This window comes from Pseudomonas sp. AP3_22 TE3818 (assembly GCF_053628995.1).
Genome location: NZ_JBRJHL010000001.1, coordinates 1,637,120 through 1,659,717 on the forward strand (window position 1 = coordinate 1,637,120; position 22,598 = coordinate 1,659,717).

The 22,598-nt window shown below is 59.8% G+C and carries 21 protein-coding genes; 13 read left to right on the forward strand and 8 right to left on the reverse strand.

Annotated features, from left to right (window positions below; all coding sequences use genetic code 11):
* Positions 1-2: 2 nt before the first annotated feature.
* A complete protein-coding gene (locus tag AB7M25_RS07640) occupies positions 3-197 on the reverse strand; it encodes a hypothetical protein (protein ID WP_429516608.1) in 195 nt (64 codons plus the stop codon).
* Between AB7M25_RS07640 and AB7M25_RS07645 the strand changes: the two genes are divergently transcribed.
* The 3 genes from AB7M25_RS07645 to AB7M25_RS07655 all read left to right on the forward strand — a co-directional run bounded on the left by AB7M25_RS07645 (position 196) and on the right by AB7M25_RS07655 (position 2,885).
* Complete coding sequence (locus AB7M25_RS07645; protein ID WP_104449055.1) at positions 196-915, forward strand: response regulator transcription factor; 720 nt, start codon at positions 196-198, stop codon at positions 913-915. The genes AB7M25_RS07640 and AB7M25_RS07645 overlap by 2 nt on opposite strands.
* Positions 905-2,263 (forward strand): histidine kinase sensor domain-containing protein, encoded by a 1,359-nt coding sequence (locus tag AB7M25_RS07650; protein WP_429388523.1) that lies wholly within the window; start codon positions 905-907, stop codon positions 2,261-2,263. The genes AB7M25_RS07645 and AB7M25_RS07650 overlap by 11 nt, the downstream gene beginning before the upstream one ends.
* A gap of 121 nt (positions 2,264-2,384) precedes the next feature.
* Positions 2,385-2,885 (forward strand): hypothetical protein, encoded by a 501-nt coding sequence (locus AB7M25_RS07655; RefSeq protein ID WP_429388524.1) that lies wholly within the window; start codon positions 2,385-2,387, stop codon positions 2,883-2,885.
* Positions 2,886-2,935: 50 nt separating this feature from the next.
* Here the strand turns inward: AB7M25_RS07655 and AB7M25_RS07660 are convergent, their stop codons facing one another.
* Positions 2,936-3,316 (reverse strand): hypothetical protein, encoded by a 381-nt coding sequence (locus tag AB7M25_RS07660; RefSeq protein ID WP_429388525.1) that lies wholly within the window; start codon positions 3,314-3,316, stop codon positions 2,936-2,938.
* A gap of 442 nt (positions 3,317-3,758) precedes the next feature.
* Here AB7M25_RS07660 and cysM point away from each other — a divergent pair, with 442 nt between their 5' ends.
* The 6 genes from cysM (at position 3,759) to AB7M25_RS07690 (ending at position 11,055) form a co-directional block, all read left to right on the forward strand.
* The gene (gene cysM, locus AB7M25_RS07665; RefSeq protein ID WP_015096444.1) at positions 3,759-4,661 is read left to right on the forward strand and encodes a cysteine synthase CysM; all 903 of its coding nucleotides are present in this window, start codon (positions 3,759-3,761) and stop codon (positions 4,659-4,661) included.
* Positions 4,661-6,013 carry a 23S rRNA (uracil(1939)-C(5))-methyltransferase RlmD gene (gene rlmD, locus AB7M25_RS07670; protein WP_454237138.1) on the forward strand — a complete coding sequence of 451 codons (1,353 nt, stop codon included), beginning with the start codon at positions 4,661-4,663 and terminating at the stop codon, positions 6,011-6,013. Before cysM ends, rlmD begins: the two co-directional genes overlap by 1 nt.
* Positions 6,014-6,135: 122 nt before the next feature.
* On the forward strand, positions 6,136-8,379 hold the full coding sequence (relA, locus tag AB7M25_RS07675) for a GTP diphosphokinase (protein ID WP_429388528.1): 2,244 nt from the start codon (positions 6,136-6,138) through the stop codon (positions 8,377-8,379).
* A 138-nt stretch (positions 8,380-8,517) separates the two neighbouring features.
* Positions 8,518-9,351, forward strand: coding sequence for a nucleoside triphosphate pyrophosphohydrolase (mazG, locus tag AB7M25_RS07680; protein ID WP_429388530.1), 834 nt, complete (start codon positions 8,518-8,520; stop codon positions 9,349-9,351).
* A gap of 28 nt (positions 9,352-9,379) precedes the next feature.
* Positions 9,380-9,922, forward strand: coding sequence for a DUF2058 domain-containing protein (locus tag AB7M25_RS07685; protein ID WP_429388532.1), 543 nt, complete (start codon positions 9,380-9,382; stop codon positions 9,920-9,922).
* Between the two features lie 185 nt (positions 9,923-10,107).
* On the forward strand, positions 10,108-11,055 hold the full coding sequence (locus AB7M25_RS07690; protein WP_429388533.1) for a hypothetical protein: 948 nt from the start codon (positions 10,108-10,110) through the stop codon (positions 11,053-11,055).
* A gap of 57 nt (positions 11,056-11,112) precedes the next feature.
* Here AB7M25_RS07690 and AB7M25_RS07695 read toward each other — a convergent pair whose 3' ends face one another.
* The 6 genes from AB7M25_RS07695 to AB7M25_RS07720 form a co-directional block, all read right to left on the reverse strand.
* Positions 11,113-11,301, reverse strand: a complete 189-nt coding sequence (locus AB7M25_RS07695) for a hypothetical protein (RefSeq protein ID WP_007974549.1) — start codon at positions 11,299-11,301, stop codon at positions 11,113-11,115.
* Between the two features lie 399 nt (positions 11,302-11,700).
* On the reverse strand, positions 11,701-12,921 hold the full coding sequence (gene fabB, locus AB7M25_RS07700; protein ID WP_015096439.1) for a beta-ketoacyl-ACP synthase I: 1,221 nt from the start codon (positions 12,919-12,921) through the stop codon (positions 11,701-11,703).
* 11 nt (positions 12,922-12,932) lie between these two features.
* Positions 12,933-13,448, reverse strand: a complete 516-nt coding sequence (fabA, locus tag AB7M25_RS07705) for a 3-hydroxyacyl-[acyl-carrier-protein] dehydratase FabA (protein WP_003227150.1) — start codon at positions 13,446-13,448, stop codon at positions 12,933-12,935.
* Positions 13,449-13,695: 247 nt separating this feature from the next.
* Positions 13,696-15,597 (reverse strand): ATP-binding protein, encoded by a 1,902-nt coding sequence (locus AB7M25_RS07710; protein ID WP_429388536.1) that lies wholly within the window; start codon positions 15,595-15,597, stop codon positions 13,696-13,698.
* Positions 15,594-16,526 carry an ABC transporter substrate-binding protein gene (locus tag AB7M25_RS07715; RefSeq protein ID WP_429388538.1) on the reverse strand — a complete coding sequence of 311 codons (933 nt, stop codon included), beginning with the start codon at positions 16,524-16,526 and terminating at the stop codon, positions 15,594-15,596. Before AB7M25_RS07715 ends, AB7M25_RS07710 begins: the two co-directional genes overlap by 4 nt.
* A 1-nt stretch (position 16,527) precedes the next feature.
* Entirely contained in the window at positions 16,528-18,651 is a 2,124-nt protein-coding gene (locus AB7M25_RS07720) for a TonB-dependent receptor plug domain-containing protein (protein ID WP_454237139.1), read from the reverse strand.
* A gap of 195 nt (positions 18,652-18,846) precedes the next feature.
* On the opposite strand from AB7M25_RS07720, the gene AB7M25_RS07725 reads away from it, so the two are divergent.
* From AB7M25_RS07725 to AB7M25_RS07740, 4 genes are all read left to right on the forward strand, one after another.
* Positions 18,847-19,872: an NAD(P)H-dependent glycerol-3-phosphate dehydrogenase gene (locus AB7M25_RS07725; protein WP_033047849.1), complete on the forward strand. Its 1,026-nt coding sequence runs from the start codon at positions 18,847-18,849 to the stop codon at positions 19,870-19,872.
* 31 nt (positions 19,873-19,903) lie between these two features.
* On the forward strand, positions 19,904-20,251 hold the full coding sequence (locus AB7M25_RS07730) for a DUF4389 domain-containing protein (RefSeq protein ID WP_007974561.1): 348 nt from the start codon (positions 19,904-19,906) through the stop codon (positions 20,249-20,251).
* Entirely contained in the window at positions 20,248-20,703 is a 456-nt protein-coding gene (sixA, locus tag AB7M25_RS07735; protein ID WP_102699776.1) for a phosphohistidine phosphatase SixA, read from the forward strand. The genes AB7M25_RS07730 and sixA overlap by 4 nt, the downstream gene beginning before the upstream one ends.
* A 200-nt stretch (positions 20,704-20,903) precedes the next feature.
* Positions 20,904-22,571 (forward strand): AMP-binding protein, encoded by a 1,668-nt coding sequence (locus AB7M25_RS07740; protein ID WP_454237140.1) that lies wholly within the window; start codon positions 20,904-20,906, stop codon positions 22,569-22,571.
* The last annotated feature ends 27 nt before the right edge of the window (positions 22,572-22,598 follow it).

Genomic DNA, 22,598 nt, shown 5'->3' on the forward strand with positions numbered 1-22,598 from the left:
ATTCATAGACCTGCACGAATATCCGCCATGCAGCACTTGCGCAGTGTAGCGATTTGCTCGCGGGCAATCTTCGTAAAAATGGTGCTGCCATTCGTCGGCCCGCGCAGCTCATTGGTACTACAGCCAAGCGGTGGGTTGCCCCTGGCGAAGCAATCTTGAATAATCAATTCAACTGAGAATTGTTTGCAGATAGTCATGACTCCCATCACTGCCAGCCTCCCCCGAATCCTGTCCATCGAAGACGACCTCGTGCTGGGCGCCTACGTGCATGAGCATCTGGACCGCAGCGGCTTCCAGGTGACCTGGTGCCAGAACGGCCAGGAAGGCCTGGACATGGCCCGGCGGCAACCTTTCGACGTGGTGCTGATGGATATTCTGCTGCCGGGCATGGACGGTCTGGCGGTACTGACCCAATTGCGCCAGAGCCATACCACCCCGGTGTTGCTGATGTCGGCCCTCGGTGCCGAGGCCGACCGCATCAGCGGCTTTCGCCTGGGGGCCGACGATTACCTGCCAAAGCCCTTCAGCATGGTGGAATTGCGGGTGCGTATCGAAGCCATTCTGCGGCGGGTGGCCCTCGACCGCCGTCCCGTCCCCGCGGTGCCAGCCCCTTCGATGGACAGCCTGCGTTTCGACGATGAAAGCTTCGAGGTGTTTTATGGCGAACAGGCGGGCGGGCTGACCCGCAGCGAGTATCGATTGCTGGAGACACTGCACCGCAGCGCCGACGAAGTCTTGAGCAAAGCCTTCCTTTATCAGCAGGTGCTGCAGCGCGGTTACGCGGCGCATGATCGCAGTCTCGACATGCACATCAGCCAGATCCGCCGCAAGCTCAAGGCCATTGGCTACACCGAGCGCGAAGTGCGCACGGTCTGGGGCAAGGGCTACATACTGAGCGCCGCCGATGAAATGTAACTTGCCGGGCAGGCATTCGCTGTTCTGGAAGCTTGCTTGCCTATTGGTGGCGTTCTGTCTGCTGATGATCTGGCTCAGTTGGTCCTGGGGCCGCTACATGGAAGTGCGCAACCAGTTCCTCTCGGATGAAGCGCGGGGCACCCTGACACGCTATGCCGCCGAGGCCGAGCAGGCATGGCAACAGACGCAGAGCGCGGGTGTCGATGAATGGTTGCAAGGCATGCATCAGCGGGAAAAAGGCTGGGTGGGTGTCATCGGCGCGGATTTGCAGTCCTTGAGCAACCAATCGCTGACGGACAAGGAAGTCGAACGCCTGACTTTTTTGCGCGGCCTGGATTGGCCCGTCCACAAGAAGGGCCGGCCCTGGATGCGTGTGCCGTTTCCCGGTGACCCTTCCGCCGGCAGCCTGGTGATCGAGTTGCCCGAGCGCTTCGTTCCCGGGCACTACCGGCTGTTCTGGCGAGTGATCACCAACGGGCTGATTCCGGGATTGTTCACCCTGTTGCTGTGCGTCGGGCTGTACCGCCTGCTGGTGGTGCCGCTCAATCACTTGCGCGCGCAGGCCAATGCCTGGCGTGCCGATCAACTGAACGTAAGGCTCTCGAGCCGGACCACCAATCGTTCGGATGAACTGGGTGAGCTGGGAAGGGCGTTCGATCACATGTCTGAACGCCTGCAAAGTACCGTGGCGTTGCAGCAGCAACTGCTGCGCGACCTGTCCCACGAATTGCGTACGCCCCTGAGCCGCTTGCGGGTGGCCAGTGAAAGTGAGCAGGGGCTGGAGCTATTGCGCGAACGCATCGGCCGGGAGGTCGATGGCATGCAGCGCCTGGTGGAAGACACGCTGCAGCTCGCCTGGCTGGACACCGAGCGCACCCGCTTGCCCGACGAAGCGATCCAGATCCAGGCGCTGTGGGAGATGCTCACGGAGAATGCTTGCTATGAAAGCGGTTGGCCTGATACTCGGCTGCAATGCACGGTGGATGCATCCTGCTGGGTTCGAGGACACCTCAACACCCTGGCCCAGGCCCTGGAAAACATTCTGCGCAATGCGATTCGGCATTCGCCCAGCGGTGGCGTTGTTCATCTCGGCGGACGGCGTGATGGTGATTACTGGCACCTGTGGCTGGAAGATCAGGGGAGTGGCGTGGCGGAAGAGGATCTGGAGCGGATTTTCCTGCCCTTCACCCGACTCGACGGCTCACGGCCGGGGGACGGTGGGTTTGGCCTGGGGCTGAGCATCGCCAGGAACGCGGTGCAGCGTCAAGGCGGAAAGCTTTGGGCGCAGAACACCGGGACCGGGTTGCGGATGAATATGCGGTTGCTGATTCATGCGTCGCCGGTTTAACCAGTGATGTTAAGAATTTTGCTTTGAGATAATTTGCAACATCATTCCCTGTGTAAAATTCTCAAGGTTTAAAGTTGGGTGGCGATATCTAACTTGAGAATAAAATTCAGGGGGATATTTGATGCATATTAATTACCCGGCCTTGTCGATGAAATCAGATGCCTATTTCATCAAGAACCCTCTTGAGGTGACTAACAGTTACACCAAGACGAATGCCGATGATGCTGTTGATGTCTTGAAACTTAATGACAAGCTTTCACTTCAAGCGCTGAAGGATTCGCTCAAGGGGTATGATTTTACGTCAGTCAGTACTTATGAACTTGCCATGGTTGGCTCCTTGCTTCGTGAGAGCGGTCTGATAGATAAATATGTATCGATCATTTTTACTTCAGGCAGTATGGCGACGGATGAAAATGGCCATCAAGCTGGAGCACACGTTAAGTTCAACGCGATAGCCATGCTCAATCAGATGCTAGAGGACAGGCTGTCGCATGGCACCACCGAAGCCGCTGGCTTCCATGAGTTCACCAAAGGCCTGATTCGAGCAAATCATGTCTTGGGCGCGCTCTCCTATTTTGCGAACTCGGTTCAAAGCGACCTATCCGTCAGCATTCAAGCTTGAGATCACAGGTGCCCAGGAGCAGAGCCGATGGGCACCGGCAATCTTACGGCTTATCGTCCATAGCGCGTAGTGCCGGAATAACCCCTGGCTACGTTATGCTCGTTTACATGGCGAACCCGATAGGTACCTAGCGCTCCAAGTGTGGAAGCAGTGCTGCGGCTGCCACCGTCAACGTGCTTCCAAATTGAACCATCCAGTTTTTCAATTACAAGATCAGGTGGGGAACCAAGCCCCAAGCCCGTAATGGTGGAAGTGATATTTGCTTGTCGACAACCATTTGCACTCGTGATGGTGAATGGTCCCTGCACAACTACCTGTGAATTGGCAGGTACGATTCCACTATAGGTGTTTTGAATATAAATGCATGCGGCAGAAGTTTGGCCACTCGCAAGTATCAGGGCGGCGAAGGGTAGGGCAAGTAAAGTTTTCATTTATTTTTTTTCTTCCTTGAATAAGTCAATTTTTGCAAAGTGAAGGCGTGAGCGTCGCGTAGCCACTGGCGCGTAGCCCCGCACCCTATGCTCAGTCAGACTTCTTGTTTGACTAAGCATTGAAAAAGATTATCCGCAACTTCTGGTGTGCACTAGTTCATGCATGCCGTTGCAGGGTGCGGGAAGTTTCCGATGAGCACATTCTTTTTTCCTACAGAAACGTGCATTGTCTGACGGCGATTTGTTACCTCTCGTTTTTCTGGACGTGATGGAAAGCTACGGCAGATGTCCGGGGCTTGCCCCCCCCCCCGACCAAACACTCACATCATCGCCAGATCGGCCCTTATTCCCATAAACCATAAGCACCACACTTTGCGTGATATGGCCTGAGAACGTTTGCCGGTATGATAGGCGCCCCCGCAGTCTGGATTGCGAATACGCCATGACCTTGCAGTACCCAACCATCGCCGATTGCGTCGGCAACACTCCGCTGGTCCGTTTGCAGCGCCTGCCCGGCGCCACCAGCAATACCCTTTTGCTCAAGCTCGAAGGGAACAACCCGGCGGGTTCGGTCAAGGACCGTCCGGCGCTGTCGATGATCACTCGCGCCGAGCTGCGCGGGCAGATCCATGCCGGCGATACGCTGATCGAAGCGACCTCGGGCAACACCGGGATCGCCCTGGCCATGGCCGCGGCGATCAAGGGTTACAAGATGATCCTGATCATGCCGGACAACTCCAGCGCCGAACGCAAGGCGGCCATGACCGCCTATGGCGCCGAGCTGATCCTGGTCAGCCAGGAACAGGGCATGGAAGGCGCCCGTGACCTCGCGCAGAAGATGGAAGCCGAAGGTCGCGGCAAGGTACTGGATCAGTTCGCCAACGGTGACAACCCCGAAGCGCACTACACCACCACCGGCCCGGAAATCTGGCGCCAGACCGAGGGCACCATCACCCATTTCGTCAGCTCCATGGGCACCACCGGGACCATCATGGGCGTGTCGCGCTACTTGAAAGAGCAGAACGACAACGTGCAGATCATCGGCCTGCAACCGATGGAAGGCTCGGCGATCCCGGGCATCCGCCGCTGGCCCCAGGAATACCTGCCGAAGATCTACCAGGCTGACCGCGTGGACCGGATCGTCGACATGGCCCAAAGCGAAGCCGAAGACGTGACCCGTCGGCTGGCCCGCGAAGAAGGCATTTTCTGTGGCGTGTCCTCGGGCGGTGCCGTGGCGGCAATGCTGCGCCTGTCCAAAGAAGTTGAAAACGCGGTGATCGTCGCGATCATCTGCGACCGTGGCGACCGTTATCTGTCGACCGGCATTTTCGACGCGCCCAACTGATGGCCAAGCATGAAAGAGGCCTGCGCTTCCAGCCCACCGGTGGCAGCAAGGCCCCGCAAATCCCGACCGGCAAAAAGCAGCGCCTGACCATCGAGCGCCTGGCCAATGACGGTCGCGGCATCGCGTTTTTCGAAGGTCGCACCTGGTTCGTCATCGGCGCATTGGCCGGTGAAGAGATTGAAGCGCGTGTGCTCGGTGCCCACGGCAAAGTGGTCGAGGCGCGCACCGAACGGGTGTTCAAGGCCAGCGAATTGCGCCGCCCGGCACCGTGCGCCCATGCCGGCCGTTGCGGCGGTTGCAGCGTGCAGCATCTGCCTCATAACGAACAACTTGCCCTGAAACAGCGCATGCTCGCCGAGCAGTTGTCGAAGGTCGCGGGCGTCGAACCCGAAGAGTGGGCGCCGCCTTTGAGCGGTGCGGAATTCGCCTACCGGCGTCGCGCCCGCGTGGCGGTGCGCTGGGACATGAAGGCGAAAAAGCTCGAAGTCGGGTTCCGTGCCGCCGGCAGCCAGGACATCGTTGGCATCGATGATTGCCCGGTACTGGTACAGCCCTTGCAACCGATCATGGCCCGCTTGCCTGAAATGCTGCGGCGCTTGAGCAAACCTCAGGCACTGGGGCACGTGGAGTTGTTCAGCGGCTCGACGCTGGCGGTTTTGCTGCGACACATGGCGCCGTTGTCGGAAAGTGACATGACCATCCTCAAGGATTTCTGCGCGCTCCATGAGGCCCAGTTGTGGCTGCATGGCGACGGTGAACCGCAACCGGTCGAGGCCGATCAGTCGCTGGGCTATCGTCTTGAACAGTGGGACCTGGAACTGGCTTACCGACCTGGGGATTTCATCCAGGTCAACGCCGGCGTCAACGAAGCGATGGTCGCCCAGGCGCTGGACTGGTTGAAGCCGACGGCGGATGAGCGCGTACTCGATCTGTTCTGTGGCCTGGGCAACTTTGCCTTGCCGCTGGCCAAGGCCGCTCGCGAAGTGGTGGCCGTGGAAGGTGTGCAGGTGATGGTCGACCGGGCGGCGGCGAATGCCGCTAGCAATAATCTGCATAACGCGAAGTTTTTTCAGGCCGATTTATCCCAGCCTTTGACGGACGCCGAATGGGCCGCCGAAGGCTTTTGTGCGGTACTCTTGGACCCACCGCGTGACGGTGCTTTCGAGGTTGTGCGCAAGCTCAAGACCCTGGGCGCCGAGCGGTTGGTGTATGTGTCCTGCAACCCGGCAACGCTGGCGCGCGACACGGTCGAATTGATCAAGCAGGGCTACCGGTTAAAACGTGCCGGGATTCTCGATATGTTTCCTCAAACGGCACATGTCGAGGCCATGGCGTTATTTGAAGCGAGCTAGGATGCTCGTCTGGTCCGACTGGCCCGCCCGTGCAGCCGCGCACCGAGCCCGACGTGGGCGCACCGGCAACGAAGGTCAGCGATTTGACGCATTGAATCTGCGTCGTAGGGAAGGTAAGCAAGATGGTACAGGTGAGAGCACACCAGCCGATCAACACCGACGGCAGTATCAATCTCGAGGCTTGGCTCGATCACGCGGTGAGTGTCGATCTGGCACTGGATCGCGAAGCCTTGAAGGAAGCCTGCGAGTACGCTCGCGAGGCCGAACAACAAGCCAATGCGGCACAGAATCTGTGGTCGGAAGGTAACTCGACTTTCCGTACCGGACTTGAGATCGCCGAGATCCTCGCCGATCTCAAACTCGACCAGGACTCCCTGGTCGCTGCGATCCTGTATCGAGGCGTGCGCGAAAATCAGATCAAGTTGCCGGCGGTCAGCCAGCGCTTCGGTCCGGTGGTGGCCAAACTCATCGATGGCGTGCAGCGCATGGCCGCGATCAGCGACAGCCTGAGCCCGCGTAAATCCCTGGTGCTGGGCACCCAGGGCCAGGTTGAAAACCTGCGCAAGATGCTGGTGGCCATGGTCGATGACGTTCGCGTCGCCCTGATCAAGCTGGCCGAACGCACATGCGCCATCCGTGCGGTGAAAACCGCCGATGACGAAAAGCGCAACCGCGTGGCCCGTGAAGTCTTCGACATCTATGCGCCACTGGCCCACCGCCTGGGTATCGGCCACATCAAGTGGGAACTGGAAGACTTGTCCTTCCGTTACCTGGAGCCGGAGCAGTACAAGCAGATCGCCAAGCTGCTCCATGAGCGGCGACTGGATCGCGAGCGCTTCATCAGCGACGTGATGAGCCAGCTGAAAAACGAATTGCAGGCCACCGGCGTCGATGCCGACATCAGCGGCCGGGCCAAACACATTTATTCGATCTGGCGCAAAATGCAGCGCAAGGGTCTGGAGTTCAGCCAGATCTACGACGTGCGTGCCGTTCGCGTGCTCGTGCCGGAAATGCGCGATTGCTACACCGCGCTCGGCATCGTCCACACCCTGTGGCGGCACATCCCGAAAGAGTTCGACGACTACATCGCCAACCCCAAGGAAAACGGCTATCGCTCGCTGCACACGGCGGTGATCGGGCCTGAGGGCAAGGTGCTGGAAGTGCAGATCCGCACCCACGCGATGCATGAGGAAGCCGAGCTCGGCGTGTGCGCGCACTGGCGCTACAAGGGGACCGACGTCAAGTCCGGTTCCAATCACTACGAAGAGAAAATCTCCTGGCTGCGTCAGGTGCTGGAGTGGCACGAAGAACTGGGCGACATCGGTGGCCTGGCCGAACAGCTGCGAGTCGATATCGAGCCCGACCGGGTCTATATCTTCACCCCGGACGGTCACGCCATCGACTTGCCGAAGGGCGCGACGCCGCTGGACTTCGCCTACCGCGTACACACCGAAATCGGCCACAACTGCCGTGGCGCCAAGATCAACGGGCGCATCGTGCCGCTCAACTACAGCTTGCAAACCGGTGAACAGGTCGAAATCATCACCAGCAAGCACGGCACCCCGAGCCGTGACTGGCTGAACCCGAACCTGGGGTACGTCACCACGTCGCGGGCACGGGCGAAGATTGTTCACTGGTTCAAGCTGCAGGCTCGCGACCAGAACGTCGCGGCCGGTAAAACCCTGCTTGAGCGCGAGCTCAATCGCCTCGGTCTGCCGGCGGTGGATTTCGACAAGCTGGCCGACAAGGCCAACATGAAAACCGCCGAAGACCTGTTCGCCGCCCTTGGTGCCGGCGACTTGCGTCTGGCGCAACTGGTCAACCTGGCGCAGCAACTGGTCGAGCCGGAGCGCGGCAACGAACAGCTGGAACTGATTCCACGCAAGGCCACCGGCTACAAACCGGGTAAGCGCGGCGATATCCAGATCCAGGGTGTCGGCAACCTGATGACACAAATGGCTGGCTGCTGCCAGCCGTTGCCGGGCGATGCCATCGTCGGCTACATCACTCAGGGCCGCGGTGTGAGCATTCACCGCCAGGACTGCGCCTCGGTGCTGCAACTGGCCGGGCGCGAACCCGAGCGGATCATCCAGGTCAGTTGGGGGCCGGTACCGGTGCTCACCTATCCGGTGGACATCGTCATCCGCGCCTACGACCGTTCCGGTCTGCTGCGTGATGTGTCGCAAGTACTGCTCAACGAGCGGATCAACGTGCTCGCGGTCAACACTCGTTCGAACAAGGAGGACAACACCGCGCTGATGTCCCTGACCATCGAGATTCCGGGGCTGGATGCATTGGGGCGGTTGTTGGGGCGGATTTCCCAGTTGCCGAACATCATCGAAACGCGGCGTAACCGTACGCCATAAAACGGGAGCGCTTTACTGTAGGAGCGAGCTCGCTCGCGAAGAACCGGAGGGCGACGCGTTCATTCAGAATGCACGCGTCATCGTTAACGTCCATCGCGAGCAAGCTCGCTCCTACAGGGAGCGGGCAGAGATTGATCGATGTATTCACTTGAAGACCTGCTGCACCTGATGAACCGCCTGCGTGACCCGCAGTACGGTTGCCCATGGGACATCAAGCAAACGTATGCCACCATCGTCCCGCACACCCTTGAGGAAGCCTACGAAGTCGCCGACGCGATCGAGCGCGGTGACTTCGATCACTTGCAGGGCGAGCTGGGCGATCTGCTGTTCCAGGTGGTGTATTACAGCCAGATGGCTCGCGAAGAAGGGCGCTTCGAGTTCGCCGGCGTAGTCGACAGCATTACCCGCAAACTGATCCGCCGTCATCCCCACGTGTTCCCCTCCGGTGACCTGTATGCGCCTCTGGATGTCCCGCGCCTGAGTGAAGAGCAGGTCAAGCAGCGCTGGGAAGAGATCAAGGCCGAAGAGCGCGCGGAGAAATCTTCGGCACCCGAGCAGTTGTCGTTGCTCGATGATGTCCCTGCTGCATTGCCGGCGCTGTCGCGCTCGGCAAAATTGCAGAAGCGCGCGGGGCAGGTCGGCTTCGACTGGCCGGACGCCTTGCCGGTGCTCGATAAAGTGCGTGAGGAGCTCGATGAAGTGCTCGAAGCCATGTCGGAAAACGATCCCGAAGCCGTGGCCGACGAGATCGGCGACTTGCTGTTTTCCGTGGTCAATCTGGCGCGGCATCTCAAGGTCGATCCGGAAACCGCACTGCGTGGCGCCAACGGCAAGTTTGAAAGACGCTTTCGTTTTATCGAACAGGCATTGCGCGATACCCGTCGTCCCATGGAAGATTGCACCCTCGAAGAGTTGGACGCCTTGTGGGGCGAAGCCAAACGTCAGGAAAAGAATTTGCCCAGCTGCGGTTGAGCCGTGGCCCAAGTGAGTAATAAGCACCATGAGCATTTCCCTTCGCGACCAGTTGCTCAAAGCAGGGCTGGTCAACCAGAAGCAGGCCAAGCAGGTCAGCAAAGACAAGCAGAAACAGCAGCGCCTGGCCCACAAAGGCCAGATCGAGCTGGATGACTCCCAGCAGCGCGCGGCGCAGGAAGCCATGGCCGAGAAGGTCAAGCGCGATCAGGAGCTCAACCGCCAGCAGCAGGAAAAAGCCGAGGCCAAGGCCCGTGCCGCGCAGGTCAAGCAACTGATCGAAGTCTCGCGCCTGCCGAAACTGACGACCGAGGATTACTACAATTTCGTCGACGACAAGAAGGTCAAGCGCCTCTGCGTCAACACCCTGATGCGCAACAAGCTCAGCAGCGGATCGTTGGCCATCGTGCATCACGCTGGCGGCTACGAAGTGATTCCCCGCGAGGCGGCGCTGAAGATTCAGGAGCGCGATCCGCAGCGCATCGTGCAGCTCAATGTGCAGACTGAAGAGGTCATCGCCGAGGACGATCCGTACGCGGCCTATCAGATTCCTGATGACCTGATGTGGTAACAGATTCAATGTGCTAGCGGGCTACATGTTTGCTAGTACTTTGCATGATTTATTCATTGAGCCCGAAAGATTGTATCGATACGATCTTTCGGGTTTTCTTTTGCCAGGAAATAATATCTTTTTATAAGGGTTTTTGTGTCTGGGGAAAACAAATGGAATGAACTTAGTATCCAAGGATGGAATAAATGTTTGTCAGTATCGCTTCGTTACGCCAACCCACTTTCAAATCGCAGCTTTCACAGTCACGACCGCTCGGACAATCCATTCGCGATTATCTGGACGATGAACTTGTCGCTCGTGCCGAGCTTGTACGCCGGAAAATCAAGATCGCTGCAAAAGCCGCTCGCGAGGATCATGGCGCGACCGCTTGTGTTTTCTTTACCCTGCCTGAGTTCTTCTGGAACATCCCCTGGCGCGAGGTTCGCAATGAGGAGGAACTCCATGAGCTGAACGCTGCCTATCTGGAGAAGGTGCCAGCGTGTATAGCTTTGTTGATGACCGAACTGCCGGTTGAACGCTATGGCAAGATCGTATTGCTGGCGGGAAGCTGTGCGACACTCATCAAAGTTGGAGAAGGTGAGTCGAGTTATTACGACGTTATTAATTACCTGCTGGCGATCACTAATAAAGAATATGAAGTCGATATGCCATTGATGTCGATGTGGCCAAAGCGCCATGTATCAGGTATCGATTTTGGCAAGCACCTGGCTTCGGATGGAGACTTTTGGCTGTTCAAAATCTCCGAGGAAATCGAAGTCAGGGTGAAGAAGCTCAGCAGCGTGCGGGCTGAACACAGTTATTTCGGTGGTTATGAAGGGAGGTTCATCAATAGTCTGGTCAATGGCTGCCCTTTTGCAATCAACTTGTGCCTGGATTACTACAGTCTGAAAGAAGGCGAGCGCGACATCCAGGTTGAGCTGACCGAGGCAAAAATCGATTTTCTGATCGCCTGTGGCATGAGTTTCGATTATGCCAAGCGTCATCCGTCATCGCTGCAGTTTTCGATCCGCAATGACGGAATGGGCGATGGCGAGGTCGAGGTGGTCAGGCTTCAATCGGGCTGGATTGTTGAAAGTGTCCCTTCGGTACCGATCGAAGATGATCTTCATTTGACGCTGATCGAGGTTGTCTGATGTGGATGCAGCCTGCCCAGCAGGAAAGGGTAGGCTGCACCGAGGTCGAGTCTGTTTTCAACCGGTTGCGAGCTCGCGTTTACGCTCGAGCATTTCCAGTTCGGCCCTGTAGTTTTGCGCATCGGCCTCGGAATGGAACATACCGACCAACAGGTCTTGCTGGTGCACGTCCCAGATCCGGATACCGGCGGCTACACCCTCGTGGGACTTATGTGAATCGTCGCGTTCAGTTACTTTTACAGTCATCTGCTAGCTCCAATCTCTGTTATCTGCAGCAAGGCGTGTGCAGGCCTCTGTTATAGAGTTTGGTAGCTTGCTAAGTAAATGGCTGAGTTTGGTAACGGTTTTTTGCAAAAACGGAAACAGTCCTGCAGCCCGCTAAATACGCGACATTCGGTCGCAGGTCATTGAGTTTCATGACAAACGTTTCATGTTTGTGACGATGAAACTGCAGGCTGAATGCAAAACCTGTGGGAGCGTGCTTGCTCGCGAAAGCGATTTGACATTCAACATGGATGTCGGCTGACTCACCGCTTTCGCGAGCAAGCCCGCTCCCACAAGGATGTGGTGTTGCCCTATTTTCAGACGAAAAAAAACGCCCCGAACCAGTCGGGGCGTTTTCATGTGCGGCTCAGCAGCGGGAAATTACTTGCCTTCCCAGCGCTTCAGTACCAGCGTGGCGTTGGTGCCACCGAAACCGAAGCTGTTGCTCATCACGGTGTTGATGGTGGCGTTTTCGCGGGTCTTGGTCAGCACCGGCAGGTCGGCCACTTCAGGGTCCAGCTCGTCGATGTTGGCGGAGCCGGCAATGAAGTTGCCTTCCATCATCAGCATGCAGTAGATCGCTTCGTGAACGCCGGCGGCGCCCAGGGAGTGACCCGACAGGCTCTTGGTGGAGCTGATGGCCGGAGCCTTGTCGCCGAACACTTCACGCACGCCTTTCATTTCCGCGACGTCGCCGACCGGGGTCGAGGTGCCGTGGGTGTTCAGGTAGTCGATCGGGGTGTCGACGGTGGACAGCGCCTGCTGCATGCAGCGGATCGCGCCTTCGCCGCTCGGGGCAACCATGTCGTAGCCGTCGGAAGTCGCGCCGTAGCCGACGATTTCCGCGTAGATCTTCGCGCCGCGGGCCAGAGCGTGTTCCAGCTCTTCGACCACGACCATGCCGCCACCGCCGGCGATGACGAAACCGTCACGGTCAGCGTCGTAGGCACGGGAGGCTTGTTCCGGGGTGTCGTTGCGCTTGCTGGACAGGGCGCCCATGGCGTCGAACAGGAACGACTGGCTCCAGTGCTCTTCTTCACCGCCACCGGCGAAGACGATGTCCTGCTTGCCCATCTGGATCTGTTCCATGGCGGTACCGATGCAGTGAGCACTGGTGGCGCAGGCAGAAGCGATGGAATAGTTCAGGCCCTTGATCTTGAACGGAGTGGCCAGGCAAGCGGAAACGGTGCTGCTCATGGTCCGCGTGACGCGGTATGGGCCGACGCGCTTGACGCCTTTCTCGCGCAGGATGTCCAGCGCTTCCATCTGGTTCAGGGTCGATGCGCCACCGGAGCCGGCGATCAGGCCGGTACGCGGGTTGGATACCTGCTCTTCGGTCAGGCCCGAGTCGGTGATGGCGTCTTTCATGGCCAGGTAGGCATAAGCTGCCGCGTGGCCGACGAAGCGATAGATCTTGCGATCGATCAGTTCTTCAAGGTTGAGGTCGATGGAGCCGGAAACCTGGCTACGCAGACCCATTTCGGCATATTCCGGGTTGAACCGGATGCCAGGGCGGCTTGCACGCAGGTTAGCGGAGACGGTCTCTTTGTCATTGCCCAGGCAAGAAACGATGCCCAGACCAGTGATAACGACGCGGCGCATGCGGATAACCCTTAGAAGTTGTCAGTGGAGGTGAACACGCCGACCCGGAGGCCTTCGGCGGTGTAGATTTCGCGACCGTCGACAGTGACCGAACCGTCGGCGATGGCCAGGTTCAGCTTGCCCTTGAGGACGCGCTTGATATGAATGTTATAGGTGACTTTCTTGGCGGTCGGCAGGACCTGGCCGAAGAATTTCACTTCGCCCGAACCCAGCGCACGGCCACGGCCCGGCAGGCCTTGCCAGCCCAGGAAGAAGCCGACCAGTTGCCACATGGCGTCGAGGCCCAGGCAGCCCGGCATCACCGGATCGCCTTCGAAGTGGCAGGCGAAGAACCACAGGTCCGGATTGATATCCAGCTCGGCGACCAATTCACCTTTGCCGTACTTGCCACCTTCTTCGCTGATCAGGGTGATGCGATCAACCATCAGCATGTTCGGGGCGGGCAGTTGCGCGTTACCTGGGCCGAACAGCTCACCGCGACTGCAGCGCAGCAGGTCTTCCCGGGTAAAGGCGTTTTGTTTGGTCATGCGAGCTCCTCAATAGTCCCATGCGGCAGGTGGGGCAAATCTTCCCGGCCGATCGAAGCGTTCATGCCTCGAACCGGCAGCCTACTCATAGACTATTGCGTTGTGGTGAAAGTCACAGCACCAAGGACATGAATGTACACTTGTGCACTGAAATTATTATTCAAGCCCCTTTTCGGGCCTGTCGAGGTGCCTAAGACTGCCGCACTTTCGCCTTTCACGCCAGTCGCAGATGGTCGAAAGGCCTGTACTACTGCACCCACCGTTGCAGAATCTGTTGCAGATCAGTCCGTTTGAATGGCTTGGCCAGGTAATCGTTCATCCCTGCCGACAGACAGGCCTCGCGATCGCCCTGCAAGGCGTTGGCGGTCAGGGCGATGATCGGCAGGCCGGTGCACCCGGGTAACTGGCGGATTTGCCGGGTGGCTTCGTAGCCATCGATGATCGGCAAGCGGCAGTCCATCAGGATCGCTTCGAAAATCAGGCTCTCGGCACTGCGTACCGCCTGCGCGCCGTCGGCAGCGACACTGACCTTGAAGCCCAGGCTGCGCAACATGGCTTCGATGACCGTCTGGTTGACCGGGTTGTCTTCGACCAGCAGCACATTGCGCCCTTCGCCGTCGCTGTCGCCGGTTTGCGCGCGGGGGGGCAACAGCGGCTGCGTCTGCTGGTGCAGGGCCAGGGGAATTTCCAGGGTGAACACCGAACCGCGGCTTTCCTCACTCTGCGCGCGCAAGGTGCCTCCCATGCGTTCGGCGAGGGTACGGGCAATCGGCAGGCCCAGTCCGGTGCCGCCGTAGCGTCTTGAAATGGAGCTGTCGGCTTGCTGGAAAGCGTTGAACATCAATTCCAGGCTTTCGGCCGGGATGCCGATGCCGCTGTCGCGTACGGTGCAGGTGAACCACAGCAGTTCGTGATCCAGCGACTGCCATTGCGCCTCGAGGGTGACGCGGCCCTGCTCGGTGAACTTCAGCGCGTTGCCGACCAGGTTGACCAGTATCTGCCGGATACGGGTCGGGTCGCCCTTGACCTGCAAGCCGCGCATGTCGTCGGGGATCATCAATTGCAGGTCGAGACCGCGTTGCGCGGCGCTGTGCTGGAACGACTGGGCGCAACTGCCGATCAGGTCGGCGAGGTTGAAAGCAATGTGCTCCAGTTCCAGCTCCGAACGTTCGATCCGCGAGAAATCCAGGATGTCGTTGATGACCTTGAGCAAGTGCTCGGTGGACTCCGAGGCCAGCGCCGCGTACTCCACCTGTTCCTCGGTCATGTCGGTGGTTTCCAGCAATTGCAGCATGCCCAGTACGCCATTCATCGGCGTGCGCAGTTCATGGCTCATCATGGCGAGGAAGTCGGATTTGGCGTTGTTGGCCTTTTCCGCCTCTTCGCGGGTCTGGATCAACTGCGCCATGGCCTGATGCTGTTCGCGGCTGGCCTGCTCGAGACCGCTGGCGAGGTTGTTGATGTGTTGCGACAGCGCCCCCAGCTCGGTGTCATCGACAATCGGCAGCGGTGTTTTGTAATCGCCGGCCTGGATCGCCTTGACGGCATTGCCGATATCACGGATCGGTTGCGACAGGCTGCCCGCCAGGCGTCGGGCTACAAGGAAGGTAAACAGCAGGGCAAACAGCGCCAGAATGGCAGCCTTGAGCACGATTTCCTGCTGGCGCCGGTTGAAGGCATCGTTGGACAGCCCGACGATCACCCGGCCGAGGTAGTCCTCGGTGGGGGCGGCAGTGGCGGTTTTGCTGCTCTGGAAAAAGTCATTGTGCAAAGCGATTCGCTGGAGCCGTATGGGGGCCTGGAACACTTCGAGCTGTTGCGCGCGATTGTGGTGTTCGTTCGGTTGTTCGACGTACACCAGAACCCGGTTGGCGCTGTCCTGGACCTCCAGAAAACTCACGTTGGGCGTGGCCAGCGTTGCCTTGAGCAAGGTTTCAAGCACTTCGCTGTTGCCCGAAATCACCCCGTACTCGGTGGCGGGGGCCAGTTGGTTGGCGATCAACTGGCCGGTGTGGGAGATTTCCTGACGCAGGTCCTGGATGCGCACGAAGGTGAAGAAGCTGATCAGCAACAAGGTCAGCAGCAGGGCAGGGCCGAGGCTGATGAGTTGGGTGCGGGTGTTGATGTCCCAGCGACGGCGCAGGTTCATGGACGGCGTTCTCCTTCAGCCAGCAAGGTGGCGACAGACGCTTCGTTTATTTCTTCGATACCCAGCGAACGCGCCACCTGGGGATTGCTCGCGACCTTGAATCGATGGGGGTAGTGCGAGCGCGGCCAGGTGGCTGGTGGCCGGTCGAGCAATTCGTCGAGGACCGCCAGCCAGTCGCTCTGATCGCTGTAGGTGCTGGCCAGGCTCCCGGCCTTGACGAAGCCCGCGCTGGGGCCGATCAGTGCCATTTGTCGCGAGTAGCTGCTCAGCAGCAGGTTCTTTGCGGTTTGCGGGTTGTAAAGGTCGGCGTCGTCCAGTCCCAGCAACACGTCGCTGTTCTTCAGCAGGGTCTGTAACGGACGGCTGTCGTGAATGTTGTTCCAGCGTTGGGTGACCACCTCAAGACCCAGGGGGAGGGCGGCCTGACGCAGCTCATCCAAGAGGAATTCACTGTGATTGTCGTAGAGCACGCCGATGCGTTTGGCTTGGGGCAACAGGGTGCGGCTCAGGCGTAATTGGCGGTCCGGCGGTGGATCGCTCCACAGCAGGCAAAGGCGCGCCGGCAACGAGCTGTTCAAGCGTTGCCGGGCTTGCAGGCGGCTGATGCGCAGCACCAGTGTCGCCGGGCCCCGTGCGTCCTGCAGGCGCCAGTCGAGGCTAGGCAGGTCGAGGAGAATCAAGCGGATGTTTTCCGGCAGTTTTCCCGGTATCGGCAAACTGGTCAGCGCCTGGAATCGCACGTTGTCGTTCGGTCGCAACTCGCTCAGGGCCTGGGTAAACGCCCGCACACCGGGGCTGTCTTCGGCCCCCGTGAGCAAAATGTCGGCCGCATTGCTCGCCAGGCTGCCCAGCATGCCGGTGAACAGCAGGCAAAGCACCGCCAGCACCCGGCCCAAGGTCGGTGTTTTCCAGGCCGGGCGATACGGCATCTTAAAGTTCCAGCTCAGCACTGAAGTACATCACGTGACGCTGGTCATAATGGTTGTCGATGAAGGTGGTCGGCTGATTGTCCAGGCGTTGCTGGAGCACCCCGGCCAACTCCAGGCTGGCCTTGCCCAAGGCGATACGTTTGGCGATGCGCGCATCGACCCGTTCGAAGCGGTAGCCGTTGAGGGCGTCGTCGCCATAATAGAAAAGCGCACTGTTCCAGCCCTGGCCCCAATCGCGCAGCCATCCGGCCGAACCACTGTTGCTTGCCGTCTGCCTGGCATCCAGCGGGTTGCTGGCGTCGGCATCGACGTAGGCATAGGTCAATCGCAGGCGATCGAAGTTGCCGACACGCCAGTCGAGCTGGGTTTCGGCTCCCGAAAAACGCTCCTTGTTGGCGTTGCTGGCGATGTACTGATTGTTGCGCAGCGGTTCACTGATCATGCCGGTGATTTCGTCGTGGAACAGCTTCACGTCGAGTGCCAGCCCCGCTTCAGGGAAGTAGCCGTTGTAGCCCAGTTCCCGGGAGCGCATGTGCTCTTGATCGAGGTCACCGGGGCCGCGGGTCTTGACGAAGTAACGGGCGCTGGACTGGCCAAAGGCACCGGGCTTGAGGTTGGTGACCTGATAACTCCAGTTGACGTTGTTCTCGAACATGTCCGGCGAACGGATGGCCTCGGAGTACACCGCACGCAAGCCGTGGCGCGGGTTGATCAGGTAGTTGACCGCCACGCGGGGTGTCAGCGAGCTGCCGATCAGCCGGGTATCTTCGAACATGGCGCCGCCTTGCAGCAACCAGTGCTCGCTGGCACGCCACTCGACCTGGCCGAACACCCGCCAGATCCTGTCATCGAGTGTGCCGTTGAAGTAAGTCTCGGAATCCGCCAGGTCGTAACGATAGTTCATCCCGCTGACCAGCCGCAGGTTATCGGCAAGGCTCAGGGTGTCCTGCAGTTCAAGGTCGTAGCGCGTTTCCCGGGTGCTCTGGTCGATGTCGCCGCAAACGGTCTGGTTCGCACCGTGGCGCCATTGATCGAGGACCTGGTTGGCCAGCGCCTGCTCGGCGGGTGTGCCAGCCGGGGCACCACGGCTGGTGAAGTGTGTGATGTTGCGGGCCAGGCGTTCGGTGTAGTTCGGGTTCAGTTGCCACAGCTCGGTCAATTGCGGGCTGAACGAAATCTCTGCGTCGCAGGCGCGCCAGGTTTGCTGGCGATCCCAGTGTTGGGCCGAACCCTGGATATAAAGGCTGTGATCGGGATTGATGTCCAGGTTCCAGCGCAACGACCCGGCGTAGTCCCTGGCGGTGACGTCGGAGTCGTTGCCGGCACGGGTAATTCCCGGGAACACTGGCCGGTAGGTATAGGGCCGCTGGTTGGTGCCGTCCTTGGCATTCACTTGCCAATCGAGGCTTTGCCGTTCGTCGAGGCTTTGGCTGACGGCGAGGTTGAAGCGATCGAGGCGACGACTGTCATGATAATCAGCGCCGGTTCCGTCGGTGTCGAAGCCGTCGTCTTGCTGGCCGGACAGGGACAGGCGCATGTCACCATCCTCCCAGCCCAGGCCCTGGCTGGCGTAAAAGTCGTTGATGCCGCGCTGGCCCCGGGTGACCTTCATGCGGGTACCGTGGCTGTCGGCCGGCCGCCGGGTAATGATGTTGACCACCGCCATCAGGGCATTGGCGCCGTAGCTGACGGTATTGGGCCCGCGAAAGACTTCGATGCGCTCGATGTCCTCCATGGCCACTGGAATGTCGCTCCAGTCGACAGTGGCCAGGCCGGCGCGATACACCGAGCGCCCGTCGATCAGCACTTGCATGCGCCGCGCTTGCGTCGCATTGGTGCCGTGATAGTTCACCGCGGCCTGGTTGCCACTGATGTTGCCGACCATCATCCCCGGCACCAGGCGCAGCAGTTCGCTGATGTCGCGGGCACCGGTGGCGTGGATCAGGGCGCTGTCGATCACCGTCATGCTGCCCGGCACTGCAGCGGGGGACTGCTTCAGGCGCGTGGCCGTGAGCACTTGCGGCAGCGGTTCGCTGTCCAGGAACAGGTCGTCGGCCAGCACCGGCGAGCTGAAAATCAGCGCCAGTACCAGAGGCGAACGCGGTGAGGGAGCACCCGGAGACACAACACATCCCTGTCAGTGATTGATGGCGCGCATGTTAACCGAGCCGAATGACTTTTCCATTCACGATGTCTGCATTTTCCTCGGTTTTATTGGTCTTCTTCCTAGGGGGGCAGGTATTTGATGTCGGGGCTGGCCGCCGATGGGCTGCCCCGTATAATGCCGACATCGCCACTGGTATGGATTAACGGATTGCATATGACTGAACAGCGCCCGATTGCGGTCCTGGGAGGCGGAAGTTTTGGAACCGCCGTGGCTAATCTGCTGGCCGAGAACGGGCATCAGGTCCTTCAGTGGATGCGTGACCCCGAACAGGCCGAGGCCATTCGGGTCAATCGCGAAAACCCGCGTTACCTCAAAGGCATCAAGATTCTGCCCGGTGTCACCCCGGTCACCGACCTGCAAGCCACCCTGGACGCCTGCGACCTGTGTTTCGTCGCACTGCCCTCCAGCGCGCTGCGCTCGGTGCTGGTGCCGCACGCCGAACGCTTGAGCGGCAAAATGCTGGTGAGCCTGACCAAAGGCATCGAAGCCCACACGTTCAAGTTGATGAGCGAGATCCTCGAAGAGATCGCCCCGCAGGCACGCATCGGTGTCCTGTCCGGCCCCAACCTGGCCCGCGAAATCGCCGAACATGCGCTGACGGCCACGGTGGTCGCCAGTGAAGACGAAGAACTGTGCCAGCAGGTTCAGGCCGCGCTGCACGGCCGCACCTTTCGGGTTTATGCCAGCGCCGACCGTTTCGGCGTGGAACTGGGCGGTGCGTTGAAAAACGTCTACGCGATCATCGCCGGCATGGCGGTAGCGCTGGGCATGGGGGAAAACACCAAGAGCATGCTGATCACCCGGGCACTGGCGGAAATGACCCGCTTCGCGGTGAATCAGGGCGCCAACCCGATGACCTTCCTGGGCCTGGCCGGCGTGGGCGACTTGATCGTGACCTGTTCTTCGCCAAAGAGCCGCAACTATCAGGTCGGCTTCGCCCTCGGCCAGGGCCTGAGCCTGGACGAGGCTGTCACGCGCCTGGGCGAAGTCGCCGAAGGGGTCAATACCCTCAAGGTACTCAAGGCCAAGTCCCAGGAGGTTGGCGTGTACATGCCGCTGGTCGCCGGGCTGCACGCGATCCTGTTCGAAGGCCGCACGCTGGAGCAGGTCATCGGTCTGTTAATGCGTGGCGAGCCGAAAACCGACGTCGACTTTATTTCCACCAGTGGTTTCAATTAATCACGCTTGCCAGAAAAGCAGGGAGTTGCGCATGAACGATCCAAAAGTAGAAGCCAAGTATGAATCCATCCTGCTGCGCGTGTTGTGGATGATCGTCTTCGTGCTGGTGTGGCAAGTCGCGCAGTTCATCCTCGGCGCCGTCGTGCTGGTGCAGTTGATCTATCGTTTGTTCTATGGCGCCCCGAGCGCCAGCCTGATGAACTTTGGCGACAGTCTGAGCCAGTTTTTGGCGCAGATCGGTCGTTTCGGCAGCTTTCACAGCGACCAGAAGCCTTGGCCGTTCGCCGATTGGCCGACGCCGCGTACACCGGAAGGTGAAGCGCCGCATGTTGTGGCACCGGCACCGCATCCGGCTCGAGATGAGGAACCCAAGCTATGAAACTCTGGGTATTGCGTCATGGTGAAGCTGTACCGCACGGCTCCCGCCCCCACGATTCGGAGCGGGAACTGACGGACCACGGTCGTGAGGAGGTGCTGCGCAGCGCCGCGCAACTGATCGGGCAACCGCTGACGGCGATTTACGCAAGTCCCTACCTGCGAGCGCAGCAGACGGCGCAACTGGTGCGCGAAACACTGGGGTTCGAGCCGGAAATCCGCACTGTCGAGTGGCTGACACCGGACACCGAGCCGGACAAGGTCGCCGAGCAAATGGTGGCGGTGAGCGATGTCCTGCTGGTCAGCCACAATCCGCTGGTGGGGAATTTGTTGAGCTACCTGCAACATGGCGCGGGACATCCACCGGAGCGGGTCAGCACCGCCGGCCTGGCCGAGCTCGAGAGCAATGAGTTGTTGGTCGGGTCGATGAGGCTCAACGACATCAAGCATCCTTAGCGCCGCTTTTCTGTGGGAGCGTGGCTTGCCCGCGAAGGCATCGACTCGGTTATGCCTGATAAACCGCGGAGCCTTCATCGCGGGCAAGCCACGCTCCCACAGGTACGTTATAATCCGAAAAATTTTGTATGAAATAGTCAACCAAGCACTTGCTTGGTTGGCTACGCTTGCTCCAGAGCAAAATCACAGGAGCGAGTCGCATGTCTGCTGCTTTTCGTTTGCCGCTGGACGTTTTCTACGAGCGTGAGGCCCGTCATCCCCGTCAGCGCTTCCTGGTCCAGCCTGTCGGAGGCGGCCAGGTCGAGACCTTGACCTGGGCCGACGTCGGTCATCAGGCCCGTTGCGCGGCCCATTGGTTGCGAGCGCGGGAGTTGCCGCAGGGCAGCCATATCGCCCTGATCTCGAAGAACTGTGCGCACTGGATCATCGCCGACCTGGCGATCTGGATGGCCGGGCATGTGTCGGTGCCGTTGTACCCCAACCTCACCGCCGAGTCGGTTGCCCAGGTGCTCGAACACTCGGAAGCGGCGCTGGCGTTCATCGGCAAGCTCGATGATTGGCCAGGCATGTCCCGTGGCGTCAGCCCCGACCTGCCGACCATCAGCCTGCCCCTGCATCCGCCGGGTACGTTCGATTTCAGCTGGGCCGACCTGCAAGGCAGCTCGCCGATCCAGGACGATCCGAAACCTGCCGCCGATCAACTGGCGACCATCATTTACACCTCCGGCACCACGGGCATGCCCAAAGGCGTGATGCACAGCTTCGGCAATCTGGGCTTCGCCACCACACGCGGCACTGCGTTGTTTGGCCTCAACGAGTCGGACCGGTTGTTGTCCTACCTGCCGCTGTGCCACGTTGCCGAACGGATGTTCGTCGAACTGGCGTCGATCTATACCGGCCAAACGGTATTTTTCGCCGAGAGCCTCGATACCTTCCTCACCGACCTGCAGCGTGCGCGCCCGACCGCACTGTTTGGCGTACCGCGCATTTGGACCAAATTCCAGATGGGCGTGTACAGCAAGATCCCGGCAAAACGTCTCGACTTCCTGCTCGGGCTGCCGATCATCGGCAAACGGGTCGGGCATAAAGTCCTCGCCGGGCTGGGTCTGGATGCGTTGCGCATCGCGTTGTCCGGCGCGGCTCCGGTGCCGCAGACCTTGTTGCAGTGGTACCGCAAACTGGGACTGGACGTGCTGGAGGTCTACGGCATGACCGAGAGTTGCGGTTACTCCCACATCGGCATGCCGGGCCAGAACAAACCGGGCTGGATCGGCAAACCGTGCCCGGAAGTCGAAGTGCGGATCGCCGAGACGGGGGAGGTCATGGTGCGCAGTGGCGCAACCATGCTCGGCTACTTCAAGGAGCCGGAAAAAACCGCTGACACCATTACCGAGGACGGCTTCCTGCGCACCGGCGACAAGGGCGAGGAGGACGCCGAAGGCAATCTGCGCCTGACCGGGCGCCTGAAGGAAATCTTCAAGACCAGCAAAGGCAAATACGTGGCGCCGGCACCGATTGAAAATCGCCTGGCCGTGCATTCGCGTATCGAACAGGTCTGCGTGGTGGGCGATGGCTTGAGTGCACCGCTGGGTTTGTGCGTGTTGTCGGCGGTCGGCCAACAGGATGCCGGGGGGGCCGCACGCGCCGGTTTGCATTCCAGCCTGGAAAAGCTGCTCGAAGAGGTCAACGGCGACCTCGACAAACATGAACGGCTGCGGCGCCTGGTGGTGGTCAAGGACAGTTGGGCCGTGGAAAACGGCTTTCTCACCCCGACGTTGAAGATCAAGCGCAACGTGATCGAAGCGGCGTACGGTGAGCGTTTTGAAGAATGGAGCGAGCGTAGCGAAGCGGTGCTGTGGCAGGATTGATCCACCAACAAAACCGACAAGGAAACC